The organism is Corynebacterium sp. MSK047 (assembly GCF_030232285.1).
Classification (GTDB): Bacteria; Actinomycetota; Actinomycetes; order Mycobacteriales; family Mycobacteriaceae; genus Corynebacterium; species Corynebacterium jeikeium_D.
The window spans coordinates 51,315-69,860 of record NZ_JASPJI010000013.1; the positions used below are offsets into that span (position 1 = coordinate 51,315).

The 18,546-nt window shown below is 59.6% G+C and carries 14 protein-coding genes; 3 read left to right on the top strand and 11 right to left on the bottom strand.

The genetic code is table 11. The features are described 5' to 3' along the window. Window positions 1-3: 3 nt before the first annotated feature. From QP981_RS06730 to QP981_RS06775, 10 genes are all read right to left on the bottom strand, one after another. Window positions 4-1,758: an AMP-binding protein gene (locus tag QP981_RS06730; protein WP_284857678.1), complete on the bottom strand. Its 1,755-nt coding sequence runs from the start codon at window positions 1,756-1,758 to the stop codon at window positions 4-6. 102 nt (window positions 1,759-1,860) lie between these two features. Further along, window positions 1,861-2,739, bottom strand: coding sequence for an HpcH/HpaI aldolase/citrate lyase family protein (locus tag QP981_RS06735; protein ID WP_284857677.1), 879 nt, complete (start codon window positions 2,737-2,739; stop codon window positions 1,861-1,863). Between the two features lie 7 nt (window positions 2,740-2,746). After that, a complete protein-coding gene (locus tag QP981_RS06740; RefSeq protein WP_069359443.1) occupies window positions 2,747-3,289 on the bottom strand; it encodes a MaoC family dehydratase in 543 nt (180 codons plus the stop codon). A 2-nt stretch (window positions 3,290-3,291) separates the two neighbouring features. Next, window positions 3,292-4,461 (bottom strand): acyl-CoA dehydrogenase family protein, encoded by a 1,170-nt coding sequence (locus QP981_RS06745; protein WP_049193284.1) that lies wholly within the window; start codon window positions 4,459-4,461, stop codon window positions 3,292-3,294. 62 nt (window positions 4,462-4,523) lie between these two features. Continuing rightward, entirely contained in the window at window positions 4,524-6,617 is a 2,094-nt protein-coding gene (locus QP981_RS06750; protein WP_049172756.1) for an acetyl-CoA carboxylase biotin carboxylase subunit, read from the bottom strand. Between the two features lie 54 nt (window positions 6,618-6,671). After that, on the bottom strand, window positions 6,672-8,252 hold the full coding sequence (locus QP981_RS06755) for a carboxyl transferase domain-containing protein (protein WP_049172754.1): 1,581 nt from the start codon (window positions 8,250-8,252) through the stop codon (window positions 6,672-6,674). 307 nt (window positions 8,253-8,559) lie between these two features. Further along, on the bottom strand, window positions 8,560-9,153 hold the full coding sequence (locus tag QP981_RS06760; RefSeq protein ID WP_070642923.1) for a TetR/AcrR family transcriptional regulator: 594 nt from the start codon (window positions 9,151-9,153) through the stop codon (window positions 8,560-8,562). 199 nt (window positions 9,154-9,352) lie between these two features. Continuing rightward, window positions 9,353-10,900 carry a bifunctional phosphoribosylaminoimidazolecarboxamide formyltransferase/IMP cyclohydrolase gene (gene purH, locus QP981_RS06765; RefSeq protein WP_284857676.1) on the bottom strand — a complete coding sequence of 516 codons (1,548 nt, stop codon included), beginning with the start codon at window positions 10,898-10,900 and terminating at the stop codon, window positions 9,353-9,355. Beyond that, window positions 10,897-11,550, bottom strand: coding sequence for a phosphoribosylglycinamide formyltransferase (purN, locus tag QP981_RS06770; protein ID WP_016422166.1), 654 nt, complete (start codon window positions 11,548-11,550; stop codon window positions 10,897-10,899). The genes purH and purN overlap by 4 nt, the downstream gene beginning before the upstream one ends. A 57-nt stretch (window positions 11,551-11,607) precedes the next feature. Then, window positions 11,608-13,434, bottom strand: coding sequence for a cell division protein PerM (locus tag QP981_RS06775; protein ID WP_284857675.1), 1,827 nt, complete (start codon window positions 13,432-13,434; stop codon window positions 11,608-11,610). A 539-nt stretch (window positions 13,435-13,973) separates the two neighbouring features. Between QP981_RS06775 and QP981_RS06780 the strand changes: the two genes are divergently transcribed. Further along, complete coding sequence (locus QP981_RS06780; RefSeq protein WP_016422164.1) at window positions 13,974-14,681, top strand: M23 family metallopeptidase; 708 nt, start codon at window positions 13,974-13,976, stop codon at window positions 14,679-14,681. A 152-nt stretch (window positions 14,682-14,833) separates the two neighbouring features. Beyond that, the gene (locus QP981_RS06785) at window positions 14,834-15,325 is read left to right on the top strand and encodes a hotdog fold domain-containing protein (RefSeq protein ID WP_038627827.1); all 492 of its coding nucleotides are present in this window, start codon (window positions 14,834-14,836) and stop codon (window positions 15,323-15,325) included. Window positions 15,326-15,392: 67 nt separating this feature from the next. Here the strand turns inward: QP981_RS06785 and QP981_RS06790 are convergent, their stop codons facing one another. Next, a complete protein-coding gene (locus tag QP981_RS06790; RefSeq protein WP_284857674.1) occupies window positions 15,393-18,092 on the bottom strand; it encodes a UvrD-helicase domain-containing protein in 2,700 nt (899 codons plus the stop codon). A 65-nt stretch (window positions 18,093-18,157) separates the two neighbouring features. Here QP981_RS06790 and QP981_RS06795 point away from each other — a divergent pair, with 65 nt between their 5' ends. Further along, on the top strand, window positions 18,158-18,532 hold the full coding sequence (locus QP981_RS06795; RefSeq protein ID WP_005509925.1) for a chorismate mutase: 375 nt from the start codon (window positions 18,158-18,160) through the stop codon (window positions 18,530-18,532). Window positions 18,533-18,546 lie beyond the last annotated feature (14 nt).

Genomic DNA, 18,546 nt, shown 5'->3' on the forward strand with positions numbered 1-18,546 from the left:
GTTCTACACCCAGCCCAGGATTCGCGGAGCCATCTCACGCATCTCAACCTTGCGAACCTTGCCCGACGCGGTCATCGGAAACTCCTCGACGACGTGGACGTAGCGCGGAATCTTGTGACGCGACAGCTTGCCGTGGGCAAAGGCCGCCACATCGTCAGCGGTGAGGTCTTCCACATCGTCGTGCAGAATTACCCATGCCATGATCTCTTCGCCGTACTTGTCATCCGGCACGCCGATGACCTGTGCATCGACAACAGCCGGGTGGGTGAACAGGAACTCTTCAATCTCGCGCGGGTAGATGTTCTCACCACCGCGGATGAGCATGTCCTTAATACGTCCGGTGATGGACAGGTAGCCCTCGTCGTCAAGTACACCCAAGTCGCCGGTGTGCATCCAACCGTCGGTGTCGATGGCCTCGGCGGTCTTTTCCGGGTGCTCCCAGTACTCCTTCATAACGGAGTAACCGCGAACGACAACCTCGCCCTGTTCACCTCGCGGCAGCGTCTCGCCCGTTTCTTCACAAATGATGCGGGCTTCCAAGTGCGGCATGATCTGGCCGACGGTGTTGACGCGCTTTTCCAGCGGGGAATCCGCGCGGGTCTGGAAGGACACCGGCGAAGTCTCGGTCATGCCGTAACAGATGGCAATCTCACGCATATTGAGCTTGTCCATCACATCACGCATGGTCTTCGACGGGCACGAGGTACCTGCCATCACACCTGTGCGCAGCAGCGACAGGTCGTAAGGGGAGCCGTATTCCTCCTGGTCGTGGGCTTCTTCAAGCTCATTGATGAACATCGTCGGCACGCCGTAGAGGCTAGTGGCCTTAGCCGAGTGCACAGCCTTGAGAGTTTCGCGCGCCTTAAACGACGGCGCTGGAATGACAATGGCGGCACCGTGGGTGAAGGCGGCGAAGGTGCCGATCACCATGCCGAAGGTGTGGAAGAACGGCACCGGCACACAGATGCGGTCGGCCTCGGTGTAGCCCAACAGCTCACCGATGAAGTAACCATTGTTCAGCAGGTTGCGGTGCGTCAGCGTAGCGCCCTTGGGAAAGCCTGTCGTGCCCGAGGTGAACTGGATGTTGATCGGATCATCCGGCTTCAGCTGGGAGGTGTACTCGCTCAGGTCATCGATTTCGCTGTGCATGTGCTCGTACCACTCGGAGGAGCCGAAGTAGATGACCTTGTCCAGGCGCACACCGCGCTGCTTGGAGGCCTCGATCAGCATGGTTCGGTAATCGGAGTCCTTGTAGCGGCGGGCGGCGAACACCATACGCACACCTGCCTTTTCCAACACGTAGTTCAGCTCGTGCTGGCGGTAAGCCGGGTTGATGTTGACCAGCACCAAGCCGATGTGGTGGCAGGCGTACTGCACCACGGTCCACTCCCAGCGGTTGGTGGACCAAATGCCGATACGATCTCCTGGACGGTAGCCCTCACGGATGAAAGCGCTGGCCAGACGCAGAACTCGGTTGTAGAAACGCTCAAAGGTAAAGGAGACATCCGCGTAGACGTCAACGACGGCGTCGCGGGACGGGAATTTCTCCACAATCGCACGCAGGTTCTCACCGAGAGTCTCATCGCGAAGTGGAGCGGCACCTTGCTCGACACCGGCGCCGAACACGTGGCTCATCTTGTTGCCATCAGCATCGACAACATCCTTGCCGTATGGTGCCGGCACAGTGGTGAAGCCCTCCGGCAGCTTCGAAGGATCAGCAGTGCGCTGTTCTGCGTGGTTCTTCAATGTCGCGGTCATGGGGAGATCTCCTTGGTTTAAGTGACTCCGCATAGTGCGGAGTGCGTTAGGGGAAATGTGTTCTTTAGGGGGATAAATCAGTAGTCATTACCGGCTGTGGGACTAACCGGTTACAGCGGCTCGCCGAGCAATGGCTTCTGCTTGGCGGAAGAGCGGCGCATCCACCATCTGGCCGTCAAAGCTGAAGGCACCGGTGTTCTTTTCCGCTTCCGCCAAGAGCCGACGCGCCCAGTCAATCTCCTCGTCGCTAGGGCGATAAGCCTGGCGGATTGTCGGGACCTGACCTGGGTGAATACAGACGGTGGCAGCGTATCCCAACGCAGCGGCATCGGCTGCCTCCGCAGCTAGCCCATCCGTGTCGGAGATATTGACGTAGATGGAATCCAGACTGGCCTTACCGTGCGCGGCTGCCGCCAGGTGAACGTGGCTGCGGGTATGTACCGCCACACTGCGGTAGCTGCCCGCATGGATACGGCCCGGCGCGAGTGCAGCCTCTGCTTCGCTAAAGCGTGATGACGTTCCCGCCAAGCCCGCCACCAGGTCCTCTGCGCCCCAGAACAGCGCAACGACGCCATCGGCCTGCGCCAGCTCTTCGGCGCGCATGACCCCAAGCGGAGTTTCGATGAGGGCAATGATCTGGGTCTTCTCCCCCAGTGCCGCTACCAACTCATCCACTTGCTGCGCCGAGGAGGCCTTGGGCAGCATCACCTGGCGGAAAGCGGTGCCACGCAGCATGTCAATATCCGCTGCGTAGTCCTCAACCTCCGGTGGATTGACACGCACAATGGTGCGGGCCGGATCGAGGTCACAGGAGACGATAGCCTCGCGGGCAGCCTCACGGTTTTCTGCGCGACAGCCGTCCTCCAGGTCCAGGATCACCATGTCGGCACGGTCAGCAGCTTTAGCGAACCGTTCCGGCCGGTCGGCTGGCGCAAACAGAATTGCAGGGCCCAGCGGCTGCCAGGAGTTATGCGTAGACATGAGCCACTCACTTCCCCGCTGAAGCTGCGTTCTCGGAGCCGTCGTCAAGCGAAGTCGGTGCGCATTGGACGAGCGTGGAACGGACTGCGCGGCAGACGACAGTGCCGTCCTGATTGCGTCCGATGTGCTCAAGCTCGACAATGCCCTGGTTGGGGCGGGACTTGGACAGACGCTTGTTACGGCAGACGGTCTCTGCGTACAGGGTGTCGCCGTGGAACATCGGTGCGGGAAACGCCACTTCGGTGAAGCCGAGGTTGGCGACGATGGTGCCGAGCGTCAGCTGCCCAACAGACAGCCCGACAACCGTCGACAGCGTCCACATCGAATTGACCAGGCGCTCGCCTCCGAATCCCGGCTGCTGGCTCGACCAGTGCGCATCCAGATGCAGTGGCTGGGTGTTCATGGTCAGCGTCGTGAAGAGGACGTCATCGGTTTCAGTGACGGTTCGCCCCGGACGGTGCAGGTAACGCGCGCCAACCTCGTACTCTTCGAACCACAGTCCGCGCTGGACGACGTCGTGGGTGACTTCGGTTGCGTTGTTGTCAGCCATTTTTACAGCCCCAATCCGCGCGCGATCAGCATGAGCTGCACTTCTGTGGTGCCCTCGCCGATCTCCAGGATCTTGGAGTCGCGGTAGTGGCGTGCCACGCGGTACTCGTTCATGAACCCGTAGCCGCCGAAAATCTGTGTCGCGTCGCGCGCGTTGTCCATCGCTGCCTCGGAGGCGATCATCTTGGCGATGTACGCTTCACGACGGAAATCTGCGCCCGCGGCCATCTTTGCGGCTGCGTCGTACCACGCCATGCGTGCGGCATGCGCACGCGCTTCCATTCGTGCGATCTTGAAGGAAACAGCCTGATACTCGCCAATTGCACGGCCCATGGACTGACGTTCCTTGGCGTGACGGACCGACTCATCGACACAGCCCTGGGCGGCACCGGTGGCAAGCGCTGCAATCGCGACTCGGCCCTCCGCCAAGATGGACAGGAAGTTAGCGAAGCCGCGTCCACGGGTGCCCAGCAGGTTCTCCTGGGGGACGCGGACATCGGTGAAGGTCAGTGGGTGGGTGTCGGAGGCATTCCAACCGACCTTGTCGTAAGCCGGTTCCGCGACAAAGCCCTCCGTGCCACTCGGGACGATGATGGTAGAAATCTCCTTCTTTCCATCGTCCTTCTGGCCGGTGACTGCGGTGACAGTAACCAGCGAAGTAATATCCGTGCCGGAGTTGGTGATGAACTGCTTGGCACCGTTGATGACGAAATCATCGCCGTCTTCACGGGCGTTGGTGCGGGTGGCACCGGCGTCGGAACCTGCATCCGGCTCGGTGAGACCAAAACCGGCGAGCTTCTTACCAGCAGTCAGCTCGGGCAGGTAGGTCTCCTTCTGCTTGTCATTGCCGAAGTGGAAGATCGGCATGGCACCTAGGCCAACGCCCGCTTCCAGGGTGATAGCGACCGACTGATCGACCTTAGCCAGCTCCTCCAGAGCGATACCGAAGGACAGGTAGTCGCCGCCCATTCCACCGACTTCCTCAGGGAATGGCAGACCGAACAGGCCCATTTCTCCCATCTGCGAGACAATCTCGTACGGGAAGGTGTGGTTGCGGTCGTGCTCGGCGGAAACCGGATCGACAACTTCGTTGGCAAATTCGCGAACTACTTTCTGCAGTTCCACGTATTCGTCGTCGAGGATGGCGGTTGCAATCTTGGTGCTTTCGGACATGATGAGTGCTCCTTAAAGATTTTGTAGGTGTAGGACCTGATTGGTGCGTTTTGTGTGGGCTTTTATTCTTCGGCTTCGGCCACGGTGATGACGGCCAGCTGCTGGTCACCGGCGACCTGATCGCCCGGCGCGACGGTGAAGCTAACCTCACCTGCAATTTCGGCAGTGAGAGTGTGCTCCATCTTCATGGCCTCCATGACCAACAGAGCCTCACCAGCTTCGACGCGGGCTCCCTCCTCCACCGCCAACGCGATAATCGCGCCGGGCATCGGAGCTTGGATGACGCCAGAGCCGCCTGCATCGGCTTCGGCACCGGTGGTGACTACCTCGGTGCGGGGCAATACCCAGGTGCCGTGGGCACCGGCGACGACGTACTCTTCGTGGTTCGCCGACCCCGCATTGTCGATGGTCTCGACCAGGAAGTGCTGTGCGACTCCGTCGCGGACGATGCGCAGATGTTCCCCGTCGCGAAAGACCGAAACTTTGTAATTTCGCGGTTCTGGAACGTCGATATCTTCGTTCTCCGCTTCGGCCGACAGACCTGCGACTACGTCACCGACAACGACGTCAGCACTCGCCGGGGTGCCCACAATCGAGATCAGACGCGAGTCCTCCCCTGCCCCAAAGCGAATGCGCTGCGCGGCAGGCGCACTGGCACGCCAGCCATCCGGGGTCAGCCACGGTGAGTCGGTGGCTTGTTCAAAGCGGGAAGTCAGCCAGTCCATCGCAGCGGCGAGGTAGACATCGTCCGGTGTTTCGGAGGTGGCGAAGCCTTCCGCCACGCGGTCGAGCAGACCGGTATCAAGATCGCCGGCGCGAACCTCGGGGACGTTCAGCAGGTAGCGACAAAAGTCGATATTGACTCCGACACCTGCGACAACGGTGTCTCCGAGCGCTCGGTCCAACCGCTCGAGCGCCTGCTCACGGTTTTCCCCATGGGAGATGATCTTCATCAACATCGGGTCATAGAGAGATGAGACCTCGGAACCGTCGACAATGCCGGAATCCACCCGGATTCCCGCCCCGCTCGGCTCGACGACACGTGTGACCGTGCCACCGGTGGGCAGGAATCCCGCCGCCGGGTCTTCGGCATACACGCGAGCTTCAATCGAGTGACCGGTGAGAGTTACATCTTCCTGAGCAACCGGCAGTGGGCGTCCCGAGGCAATGTCAACCTGCAGCGCCACCAGATCCAGGCCGGTGACCTGCTCAGTCACGGGGTGCTCAACCTGCAGGCGCGTATTCATCTCCATGAAGAAGAACGACGACGGGTCCTTCGCCGGCACAATGAACTCCACCGTGCCCGCGCCGACGTAGCCGACCGAGCGGGCCGCGTCACAGGCCGCTTCACCAATTGCGCTGCGCGTTTCCTCATCCAGCAGAGGGCTCGGTGCTTCCTCGATGACCTTCTGATGGCGTCGCTGCAGCGAGCACTCACGCTCGCCCAAGTGGATTACATTGCCGTGTTTATCTGCGAGAATCTGCACCTCGATATGCCGCGGGGTGTCGACGAAGTGCTCGATGAACAGGGAGTCATCGCCGAAGGCACCCGCCGCTTCACGACGGGCCGTCGCGAGCGCAGCCGGCAGGTCAGCAGCGTTTTCCACGCGGTGCATCCCCTTGCCGCCACCGCCTGCCGACGGCTTAATCAGTACCGGAAAGCCAATCGATGGGGCTGCCTCAATGAGGTCCTCGTCGCTAAGCCCGGGGCGAGACAGACCCGGCACGGTGGGAACATCGCGGGCTTCGACGGCAGCGCGGGCGGAGATTTTGTCACCCATGGTGTTGATGGCACTGGCCGGTGGGCCAATGAATTCAATACCTGCTTCCTCACAGGCGGTCGCGAAGTCTGCGTTTTCAGACAGAAAGCCGTAACCGGGGTGGATTCCGTCTGCGTCGCAGCGGCGAGCGGCATCGATAATCTTGTCGATAACCAGGTAGGACTCACGTGCCGGAGATGGGCCAATGTGGATGGCCATATCCGCCATGCGGACGTGAGGGGCGTCGGCATCGGCATCCGAGTAGACCGCGACGGAGCGAATTCCGTTGTCACGAAGGGTTCGAATAATGCGGCAGGCAATCTCCCCGCGGTTTGCGACCAATACGGTACTCAGGCTGCCGCCAGCTGCGTGGGGCTGCGTGTTGTGCGCTGTCATGTGCCCTGTGTTTCCTTTCCAGAAAATGCGGTGTCGAGAGTTTTTAGCTGGTTACTACATGCGGAAGACGCCGAAGCCCTGTTCATCCAGGGGCGCGCCACTTGCCACATCGAGGGCCATGCCAAGAATTCGGCGGGTATCTGCGGGATCGATGACACCGTCATCCCACAGGCGAGCCGATGAGTAATAGCAGTGCGACTGGCGCTCAAACTGCTCGCGGATCGGAGCTTCAAACTCCTCCTGCTCTTCCTGCGACCAGCTCTCACCTGAGCGTTCAATCTGGTTGCGACGAACCGTCGACAGCGTCATCGCCGCCTGTGGACCGCCCATGACGGAAATGCGAGCATTCGGCCACATCCAGAGGAAGCGCGGCGAATATGCGCGACCGCACATGGAGTAGTTGCCGGCGCCGAAGGCACCACCGATGACTACGGTGAACTTGGGCACGCGGGTGGTAGCCACGGCGTTGACCATCTTGGCGCCGTGCTTTGCGATACCGCCGGCCTCGTATTCGCGACCAACCATGAAGCCCGTGGTGTTCTGCAGGAATACCAGTGGGATGCCGCGCTGATCACACAGCTCGATGAAGTGCGCGCCCTTCTGCGCAGATTCCGCGAAGAGAATGCCGTTGTTGGCGATAATGCCGACGCGGTGGCCGTGGATGCGGGCGAAAGCAGTGACCAGGGTCGTACCAAATTCGGCCTTAAACTCCTGGTATTGACCTCCATCCACAATAATTTCAATAACCTCGTGAACGTCGTAAGGCACTTTGGCATCGACGGGGACGACATCGTAAAGATCGGTCTGGTTGCGAGTCGGCGAGACGGTGGATTCTGTGTCCCACGGAACTTCCGGGTCCTTGGGGAGCGTTGCGACGATATCGCGGACACGACGCAGTGCGTCGGCATCGTTAACCGCGAGGTGGTCAGTAACGCCGGAGGTCTTGGAGTGCAGTTCGCCGCCACCGAGTTCCTCTGGTGTGACATCTTCACCAGTTGCAGCCTTAACCAGTGGCGGGCCTGCCAGGAAGATGGTGCCCTGGTTTTTCACAATGACCGCTTCATCGCTCATCGCCGGCACATAGGCGCCACCGGCGGTACAGGATCCCATCACGGCGGCAATCTGCGGAATCCCGCGAGCGGAAAGGTTGGCCTGGTTGTAGAAAATGCGACCGAAATGATCGCGATCAGGGAAAACTTCATCCTGGTTGAGAAGCATGGCCCCGCCGGAGTCGACCAGGTAAATGCACGGCAAGTGGTTAAGGCTGGCAATCTCCTGTGCGCGCAGGTGCTTCTTGACAGTCAACGGGTAGTACGTTCCGCCGGAAACGGTTGCGTCATTGGCTACAACCAGGCAGCGACGACCTTCGATGATGCCAATGCCGGCGATGACGCCAGCAGCCGGAACCTTGCCGCCATACATTTCGTGGGCCGCTAGCGGTGCGACCTCAAGGAAAGGGCTGCCGGGGTCAAGCAGTTGGTTGATGCGCTGACGTGGCAGCAGCTTACCGCGGGAAATATGGCGAGCACGGGCACGTTCGGAACCACCGCGTGCTGTTGTGCTAAGCAGCTCTTTGAGCTCTGCGACGAGCTCTTCGTGGCGCTGTCGGTTGGTCAATGCTGGAGCGTGAGTCATGGGCGAAATACTTTCCGTTAATGACTATTAACTTTCTTGACGAAAAGATTAATGTGACCCCAGTCACCTCACAACAAATTTTGTTTCTTAGACCACACTTTCACCCCCGGAAGTCTTTTATGCAGCTTGAAATACACACCTCTCCCCGAGGTCGCAACATGTTTCCAATAGAGATTTATGTTTCCCCTAGAAATCTGTTTCGGGGGTGAATTCAACTGAATGTGAGCGCCCTGCACCGCACAACAAAGCCGCCTGACCTCACACTGCTGAGCACAGTGAGGCCAGACGGCAGAAGAATGAATACGGATTATTGGTTGTTAATGCCCAGCGCAGCGAGGGCCATCTCAAAGGCATTTTCCCTTGTCGCCTCGGGGCCCGCCCATTTGAGCACATGCCTGGAAGAGTTAATCAACCCAGCGGTGAGCTGGACTTTAAGCTGCGCCTCATCGGAGGTCAGTTCGGGCTGCAGTTCACGCAGAGCATCCACCCATAAGACCATGTAAAGACGCTGCAAGGAACGCACTTTTGCGCTCTGCTCTGGCGCCAGATTTCCCCCTTCGCGCTCTTGGACGCGAATGCGATCCGGCTCCGTGACGGCAAAATGCACGTGATGCGAAAGGAGTGCCCGAAGAGTCTCCTCTGGACCCCAATCATTGCTCTTTGCTCGATCGAGAACTGCTCGCGCACCATCGACAAGCCGGATAGAAATATCGATGAGGATCTGCGCCAACAACTCTTCCTTGCCGCTGAAGTAGCGGTAAAGAGCTGGGCCAGAAATGCCGACGGCGGAGCCAACATCCTCCAACCGAGTCTGATGAAACCCCCGGTCGGCCAGGATCGCAGCAGCAGCGGAGAGAATCTCTGCTTCTCGACGCCGTCGCGCTTCGGTTCTACGTGACATAAGCCCTTATGTTAAACGCATTGGAGCCATTTCGTCTGCATAATTATCACCAGCGCCTGCCCTCAGCGTGTGTTCACATAGACCACGGCTCGACAACAGACACACATCCTCGCCCACAGGTCCCCACACGTCCGGGTAGAGAAAAACCGCCGAGGTGACAGTTAGCACCGCGGCGGTTAGCCCCTAATCCAGTAAGGAATTAGTGGAAGAAGTGACGAGTACCTGTCATGTACATGGTGACGCCAGCTTCCTTGGCAGCAGCTATGACCTCTTCGTCACGGATGGAACCACCTGGCTGGACAACTGCCTTCACACCGGCATCAATCAGGACCTGCAGACCGTCAGCGAACGGGAAGAAGGCATCGGACGCAGCGTAGGCCCCCTGAGTACGGTTTTCTCCGTCGGCAAGCGTATTTGCGCGCTCAACGGCGAGCTTTGCGGAGTCCACGCGGTTGACCTGGCCCATGCCGACGCCGACGGTGGCGTTGTTCTTGGACAGCAGAATGGCGTTGGACTTCACAGCGCGGACGGAGCGCCATGCGAATTCGAGCTCAGCCAGCTCTTCGACATTCAATGCCTCGCCGGTGGCCAGCTCCCAGTTCTCCGGCTTATCGCCCTCTGCCTGGTAAGTATCCGGCTCCTGGGTGAGCAGGCCGCCCGAGATAAACTTGTTCTCGGTGGTCGGTGCTTCGTACTCGGCGACGAGAATACGCAGATTCTTCTTGGCCTTCAGCACCTCAACGGCACCGTCTTCGTAGGACGGAGCGACGATGACCTCGGTGAAGATGTCCTTGACCTGTTCGGCCATCTCAACGGAGACCTCGCGGTTGACGGCAATGACACCGCCGAATGCGGACATCGGGTCACATGCGTGAGCTGCGCGGTGAGCTGCGGCGATGGACTCATCCGAAACTGCGATACCGCACGGGTTAGCGTGCTTGATGATTGCCACACACGGACGCTCATGATCCCAGGCGGCACGCCATGCGGCGTCGGCATCCTGGTAGTTGTTGTACGACATCTCCTTGCCGTTCAGCTGCTTGGCGTTTGCCAGCCCCTTGGTACCAATGCGGGTCAGAGTTGCCGACTGGTGAGAGTTCTCGCCGTAGCGCAGCGGAGTCGGAGTGGATCCCTCAGCGCCACCGAGCTGCTCAACAAACCAGTTGGACACAGCTGCGTCGTAATCAGCGGTGTGCAGGAATGCGTCGCGAGCGAACTCACGGCGCTGCTCGAGGGTGAAGCCGCCTTCCTTCACGGCGGTAGCGACATCGCCGTAACGAGCCGGGTCGACGACGATGGCAACCGACGGGTGGTTCTTCGCCGCAGCGCGAACCATCGACGGGCCTCCAATGTCGATCTGCTCCACGCATTCGTCGTAGGAAGCGCCCGAGGCAACGGTCTCCCGGAACGGGTACAGGTTAACGACAACGAGCTGGAAAGCCTCCACACCGAGCTCCTTCAGCTGAGCCAGGTGGTCTTCCTTGCGGGTATCAGCCAGAATGCCGGCGTGAACACGCGGGTGCAGCGTCTTCACGCGGCCCTCGAGGCACTCCGGGAAACCAGTGAGATCCTCAACCGGGGTCACAGGCACGCCAGCTGCAGCAATCTTGCCAGCCGTGGAACCGGTGGAAACGATTTCCACGCCAGCCTCGTGCAGGTCGCGAGCCAGCTCCTCGAGCCCAGTCTTGTCGTAGACGCTAATCAGAGCGCGCTTGATCGGTTTACGCTGCGTGTTGTCGTTGGTCATTTCAGATAAGCCTTTCGTCCGTCACGCTCAATTCCGTGATCGGCAATCGAGTGCAATACATCAACCAGGAGTCGGCGTTCGACAACCTTGATTCGTTCGTGCAGGGTCTCCACCGTGTCGTCGTCCTCGACGGCCACTGGCTGTTGCGCCAGAATCGGCCCGGTGTCCACTCCATTATCAACGATATGCACGGTCGTGCCGGTGACCTTCACCCCGTAGTCAAGTGCATCCGGTACCGCACGCGCCCCTGGGAAGGACGGCAGCAGCGCTGGGTGCGTATTAATGATGCGATTGCTGTAGGCCTCCACAAATGATGGCCCCAGAATGCGCATGAAACCCGCCGAGACAACGATATCCGGCGAAAAACTGTTCACGGCCTCTAAAACACGAATATCCCAACCTTCTCGGTCCTTCTTTGCCTCAGCATCGAAAGGCACCCGAAAAGTTGGGATATTGAGGTTTTGAGCCCTCTCCAGCGCCGGACAATCCTTGTCCGAACCAACCGCGACAATCTGAACCTTTTCAGCGTCCAGCAGTTCCAGCATCGACTGCAAAAGGGAGCCCAGGCCAGAGGCCAGGACTACGATGCGGAGCTGCTTGCTGGAGGAATTATTGTGCGAAATTTCTGCGACGGGCTGTGCTTCAGTCACGGCGTTTAGCTTACCCAGCCCGGCAGAGACCCCAAATTCCGCTCCCCCTAAGTTGGCTTAGCTCTTTTGGCTTGACGACGGTTCCCCGTCGCCGCCTTCCTCCGAGTCTTCGGTGTCCTCATCGGATTCGTCCTCGTCGGTCGCATCTACTTCGCCCGATGCTTCTCCGCCTGCGGCGCTTTCTGAATCCTCTTCAGAGTCGTCCGATTCCTCAGCGTCTTCTGAAGTGTCTTCAGACTCAGCACCGGACTCTGATTCCTCCTCTGTGTCGGACTCGGCTTCGTCTTCGGAGGTCGCTTCATCTTCGGAGGTCGCTACGACTTCCCCGTCGACAATCTCCTCCGACTCCTCCGAACCGCTCCCGTCATTGTCGGACTTATCGGCGTCGCCGGCATCCTCAGCCTCAGCATGACCGTTTCCATCTCCCGCAGGCTTCGGCGGGAACTTCTCTGCAGCCACTTCCGAGACTCCCTTGTCCCTACCACGTGACGGCACACCGGTCATCGCAACAACCACGATGGCCCCCGGAACAACCAGCCACATTGAGCCGAGCAGCCCGGTCAGCCACCAGGAGGCACCGGCCCACCCAAAGATGCCAACCTCACCGCCGAGCAGCCAAGCCAGCCCCATGAGGAAGATGATCGACCACACGGCAGCGAGAACGACGACCAGGTAGGGCTGCTTCGGTGCAGATTTCTTCAGGAATGCCACGACGCGCCAAGCCGCAACGGCTGGCGGTAGCACAATCAGCACTCCGAAAGCCCAGTGCACCAGCGACTGAGGCATGGCAGCCAAAATCGGCAGCGGTGGCAGCTGAGCCGGGTGCACTGCGAACAGCCCAGCCTCCGCTGGCCCAAACGTCGATTTTCCGCCCACCAGCACACCGACAGCACCGAAGGCCACATTTGGCAGGTACAGCAGCGAGAGGCCGCTGACCGCAACACTTTCACCGACGGTATCCGTGATTGCAAATGTCTCTGCCAGCAACTCTCGATGCCAAATCAGCGAAACGAGTGTCACCACAACACCGGCCAGCCACAGCCATGCCACGTAGCTGCCCGCCAGACGGGCCGACCCGAGCAACCACTCCGGCAGCTTCCGGCGCAGCAGTAGTGCACGCAGCAACCGCTGCCCCATTCCCAGCACCAAGGCCACGAGATTTACAAGCAGCGCGGCTGCAATCGCAAGGCCGAAACTAGGGGTCTGAACGCGGGGAAACACCTTCGACGCGTCGTAAAGCATGAGCCACGCGATGATGGTGAGAACAATGGGCGTGCCCAGATACGCGCCGACCAACGCGCGGACATCCTTGATGCTGATGCGGTCAGCGACTTCGCGGCGTACACGCCAGGCGATGAACAACACCATCAGCACCGCGGGCAGTGCTGGTGTGAGCCCCAGCGTCGTGCCGTTAAAACGGAACGGCGCGAGGTTAAAGATCATCCACATCGACGCGATACTCGCTGGAAGCGGAGACATTCCAGCGCCACTGACGATGACGCCAATCAGAGCTACCGAGATGATGAACAGCAATACGACGCCGTAAGAACCGGCAACAGACAGCCCAAACCGGCGTGTACGAGGCGAGTTAATGAAACGACGGAACCCCGAGGGACGCCCCTTGCGTGACGACGTTCCGGAGCCCCCCGCTTTCATCTTCGTCGTGGCGGCTCGATTGCTGTCGGCACCGACGCTGCGCGCACCGCCAGTCTGACCGGCCTGCGTATTCTGCCATGCGCGGGCAGTGCGCTCGCTGCGGACGCCGCGGGAGCTGCCGCTGCTACCACCGGCACCGGTGCGGCTTCGCCGATTTCGATCGCTACCGGAGGAACCTCTCCGCGAATCCGCGCCTTTCACAGTGGCATCGTCCTTCCTGCGTCTCATCGTTGACGGCTGACTCCCTACCTATATGGATAAGGTGGCGCGCACCTGTGCGTCACAGCCATGGCCATATAGTGCCATATATACAACGCCTGTTTGCTCAGGCATTGCAGAGTCTAATTTGAAGGTACGGATCCCAGGACGGACGGTATCCGTTGAGTCCGATCTCCTTTTGCCCCCTCCCCCCCCCCAAAGTGGCTTCACCTTTGGTTTCCATTTGTCAACGCCGATGGGTTACTTTTTGCCACCCCCGCGACCACACCCTTAGTTCACCCGGAAACTACTTGCCGATCCCCCTACCCAGCCCCTCGATTAAGGGGCATCCGCCATAAATCCCCTGGCAACACACCGGTTGCGCTTCACCGGATCCGTGATACAAGACAACAGCCCCACGGCCACAGCACGGCCCTATTGAACTGAAACTGACGAATCAGCGAACAAGTTCTCTAAAAACAAGTTGCTTGCCCTATATCGAACCGTTATTATCGCAGAAGTTAGATAACAGTTGGGTTACAAAGAGTTTCGTTGGCAGGGAGATTGAAGTGACGTTTTTCAATGCTCGTCGCGGAGGCGGAAAGCACCGCAAGGTAGAGGTTTCCGCAACTTCTCGCGCAGCACTGGTCGCACTGTCCGCATCGACGATCGCTTCCTCCAACGCGGTCGCCCACGCAGCTGAGACCGAGAATAAGGCTCCGGAGAACTCAGCTTCGACTCAGACCCGCGCTGCTCAGCCGAAGAACAACGCTCCGATGGTGCTGGCCTCCAGCTCCTTCAATCCGAGCACTAACCTCAGCGACCACCTCGCTACGGCGTTGCAGTACAACCAGGAGCGCGTTGCTCGCGACCAGGCTGCCCGCGCTCCGAAACTCTCCATCCCGACCGTGGGGCTGCTGACCTCACCGTTCGGCTCACGCTGGGGAACCTTCCACTACGGTGTCGACCTGGCTAACGTCACCAACACCCCAATCATGTCCGTCATGGACGGCACTGTTATCGATGCAGGCCCGGCTCAGGGCTACGGCCAGTGGATTCGCGTTCGCCATGACGACGGCTCTGTTTCCGTCTACGGCCACATCGAGTCCATCTACGTTGCTGTCGGAGAAGCTGTCCGAGCTGGTCAGGTCATCGCCGGTATGGGCAACCGCGGCTTCTCCACCGGTACGCACCTCCACTTCGAGATCCACCCGGATGGCACCACTCCGGTCGACCCGGTGACCTGGTTCATCCAGCGTGGTCTGAACCTGAACTAATCAGGTATCGGCACAGGTACGAGCAAGCCTGGCCGCTCTGCGAAGGCCCTACCTGTGCACCGGCCCCTGTTTGACCGCGGCTGCAAGCCTCCCCTGATTAAATTTTTCAGAAACCGGCATCGCCGCCGGTACTGGGGCTTTACTCTTGACACATGGCAGAGACTCAAACATTCCGCATGTGGAAGAAGTTGGCTGCGACTCCAGTCGTCGGCAAGCGTCTATTTTCCTTAACCGCCGCATTGACGGCGCCATATTTCCGCACAATCTGTCCCAAGCTAGAGACGATGCAGCCTGGACTGGCGGTAGCGCGCATGCCCGCTTGGTGGGGCGTGCGTAATCACATTAAGTCCGTGCATGCGATTGCTGCGTGTAACCTCGCTGAATTCGCGATGGGCATGCTCTGTGAGGCCAGCGTACCGACAACGCATCGCTGGGTTCCAAAGGGCATGACGACGAACTACAAGCGCATCTCCGTTGGTGGCCTGACGGCTGTGGCCAAGGCTGAGTTGCCGGACTTCTCCACCATCACACCGGAGACTGGTGGGGTAGATTTTCCCGTCCACATCGTGCTGACCGATGCCAACGGCACCGAAGTACAAGATGCCACCATCAACTGCTGGGTGACAGCGAAGAAGCCTAAGTAGCCTCCACGCGATAGTGGCACGTGCACGGCCGCGGGTAGGGACGGCCAGTCGGGCGGTGGTTGTTCTTTTACAACTTCTCCATGGGCACGCCGCCGATAAGCATCATGCGGACCTTACCTGCGGATCCAAAGTCAATCATCGCAGTTGCCCGGGGCGCGGCCCCTTGGACCTCAAGCACAGTGCCTAAGCCGTACTTGTCGTGAACAACCTTGTCACCGGGCTCTAGGTGCAAGACCTGATTCTTCTTTCGGGATGACGCACCAGAGTTAGAGGATCCACCAGAGCCGAAGCCCGAGCTGGAACCGAAGCCCGACGAGGCACCATGGCCACGACCAAACGCGCTGCCCGCGCCGTAGCCACCAGAACCAAAACCACCAGAACCGGCGCCCCAGCTGCGAGCCGGAGCCTCGCGCAGCCAATCGATCAGGTCGCTTGGGACTTCCCCCAGGAAACGTGAAGGCGGATTATTCTGCGGCGAACCCCACGAGGACCGAGTCACAGCGCGCGTGAGATACAGCTGCTTGCGAGCTCGGGTAATACCCACATAGGCCAGACGTCGCTCTTCAGCCAGCTCCTTCGGATCGCCCAGGGCGCGCAGGTGCGGGAACAGTCCGTCTTCCCAGCCAATGAGAAATACCACCGGAAACTCCAGGCCCTTAGCCGTATGTAGCGTCATCAACGTCACTACACCGGTGTCATCATCCGGAATCTGATCCGCATCGGCCACCAGAGAAACTCGCTCGAGGAATGCCTGCAGACTTCCCGGTTCCGCTTCCCCATCGTTGTCGAAGTCGGCCGCGAAATCACGCGCGAGGTCATTCGCGATTCCAGATTCCACCTCGGACTCGCCACTAGTATCAGCACCGCTTTCAGCATCAGCTGCAGCGCCAGAGCCTTCATTTACATCAGCGCTAATATCCACCGACGACATCATCCGCGCCTCTGCAGAGAACTCCCGCGCAACGCTGACGAGCTCATTGAGGTTGTCCAGGCGCGTGGCATCTTGCGGATCATTGGAGCGCTCGAGCTCCGACTTGTACCCACTGCGATCAATAATCGCGTTGACCAAATCACCGATATCGGCCAGTTCACCGGATGCCATATCCGCCGCCAAGCCATCAATCATCTCGACGAACGCCGCCATCGCGTTTCGACTCCGCGCCGCCACCGCCGGAACCTTACCCTCCGCTACGGCACGTAGCGCCGTGCCGAACGAGCACCTCTTGTCCTCGGCATAGAGCGACACATGAGCCACCGCACGGTCACCGATTCCGCGGCGCGGCGTATTGATAATGCGACGCAGCGAAACATCATCGTCGAAGTTCTCAATAACGCGCAGGTAGGCGACAATATCGCGTACTTCCTTACGCTCATAGAACCTGGTGCCACCAACCACCGTGTACGGAACGCCCATACGAATGAAGACATCCTCTAGCGCACGGGAGGAATTATTGGTGCGGTAGAAAATCGCCACATCTGAATACGAGTACGGCCCGTAGTCGACCAATTGCTCAATCTCGTTAGCGATAAACCGAGCCTCATCGTGCTCATTGTCCGCTACGTAGCCCTTGATCTTGCCGCCCTCACCGAGATCGGTCCACAGCTTCTTCTCCCGGCGATTCTCATTGCGCGCAATCAACGCATTGGCCGCCGACAGAATCGTCTGCGTCGAGCGATAGTTTTGCTCCAGCAGAATCGACGTGGCCTCCGGATAGTCCTTCTCAAACTCCTCAATATTGCGAATAGTCGCACCACGGAAGGCATAAATGGACTGGTCCGAATCGCCCACCACACACAGCTCACTCGGAGGCACATCTCCACCGGGCTTGCCGACGAGCGTCGAGACCAAAACATACTGCGCATGGTTGGTGTCCTGGTACTCGTCCACCAACACATGCCGGAAGCGGCGACGGTAATACTCTGCAACCTGCGGGTGACTGGTGAAGATCCGAACGACCTCACCGATTAGATCGTCAAAATCCACGGCATTAGCCGCCCGCAGCCTGGTCTGGTACTCCAGGTAAACCCGTGCAACGACGTCATCAAAAGGATTGCGCGTCGTCGAGGCATCCGCGATGGCCTTCTCCGGGTCAATCAACTCATTCTTGAGATTGGAGATACGCGACGAGAGCACGCGGCCGGTGAACTTCTTGGCATCCAGGTCCATGTCCTTAGCAATCATGGACAGCAAACGCCGGGAGTCGTCCGAATCATAAATAGAGAAATTGGAATTAAGCCCCGGTACTAGCGCATGCTGCATGCGCAGGATGCGCACACACATGGAGTGGAACGTGGACACCCACATACGCTGCGCCTGGTCACCGACCAGACCGGCCACACGCTCGCGCATCTCGGCAGCGGCCTTATTGGTAAAGGTAATAGCCAAAATTTGGCTTGGCAGCACTCCACGCGCACCGATTAGGTATGCAATCCTGCGCGTCAGCACAGACGTCTTTCCCGAACCAGCTCCAGCCACAATCAACAGTGGTGAACCAATGTGCTCCACTGCTTGGCGCTGCTGCGGATTAAGCCCCTCTAGCAGCGACTCTGAATCAAAACTGGGCTCGAAGCCGCCGCCAAAACCGCCGCCAAAGCTGGCAGCGCCACTCGGCGCGCTATTGCTACCAGCGCCGGCGAAGTGGCCGAAACCACCGCGGCCAGGCGTAGCACCGCCCGACTCACCGTGGTTCGAACCAGCATGGCTATCGCCACTGCGGCCATCGTCAGCATTGAAGGACCCGAACAGCATTCCAGTTTCATTTCCCATGATGGCTACTACAGTAGCCGAGCCCCCGGATTGGACTGTTCGAATCCTTTGGCACAATAAGAACTATGAGCGAAAACCCTGCGGACACTCCCGCCGCACACACCGATAACACCGACGGCGCTGAGCACAGCCAGCAAGCTGCGGCAGTATCCCCTTTTGAAGTCCGCACCCCCACCGGCACCGATGACCCGTTGAGCTCCGCGGAGATCGAACAGTACCGCAAGGAAATCAACCGCCTTGACGGGCTGATTATCGATGCCATTCAACGCCGCACCGCAATCAGTAAGGCCGTCGGCAAAACCCGCCTGGGATCTGGCGGCACACGTCTCGTGCACGGCCGAGAGGTGCAGATCATCAACGAGTTCCGCGACGCACTTGGCCCAGAGGGCCCGGCAATCGCGTCGGCGCTGCTGCGCATGGGACGCGGTCGCCTGGGCTAACCCTCGCCAGCTAC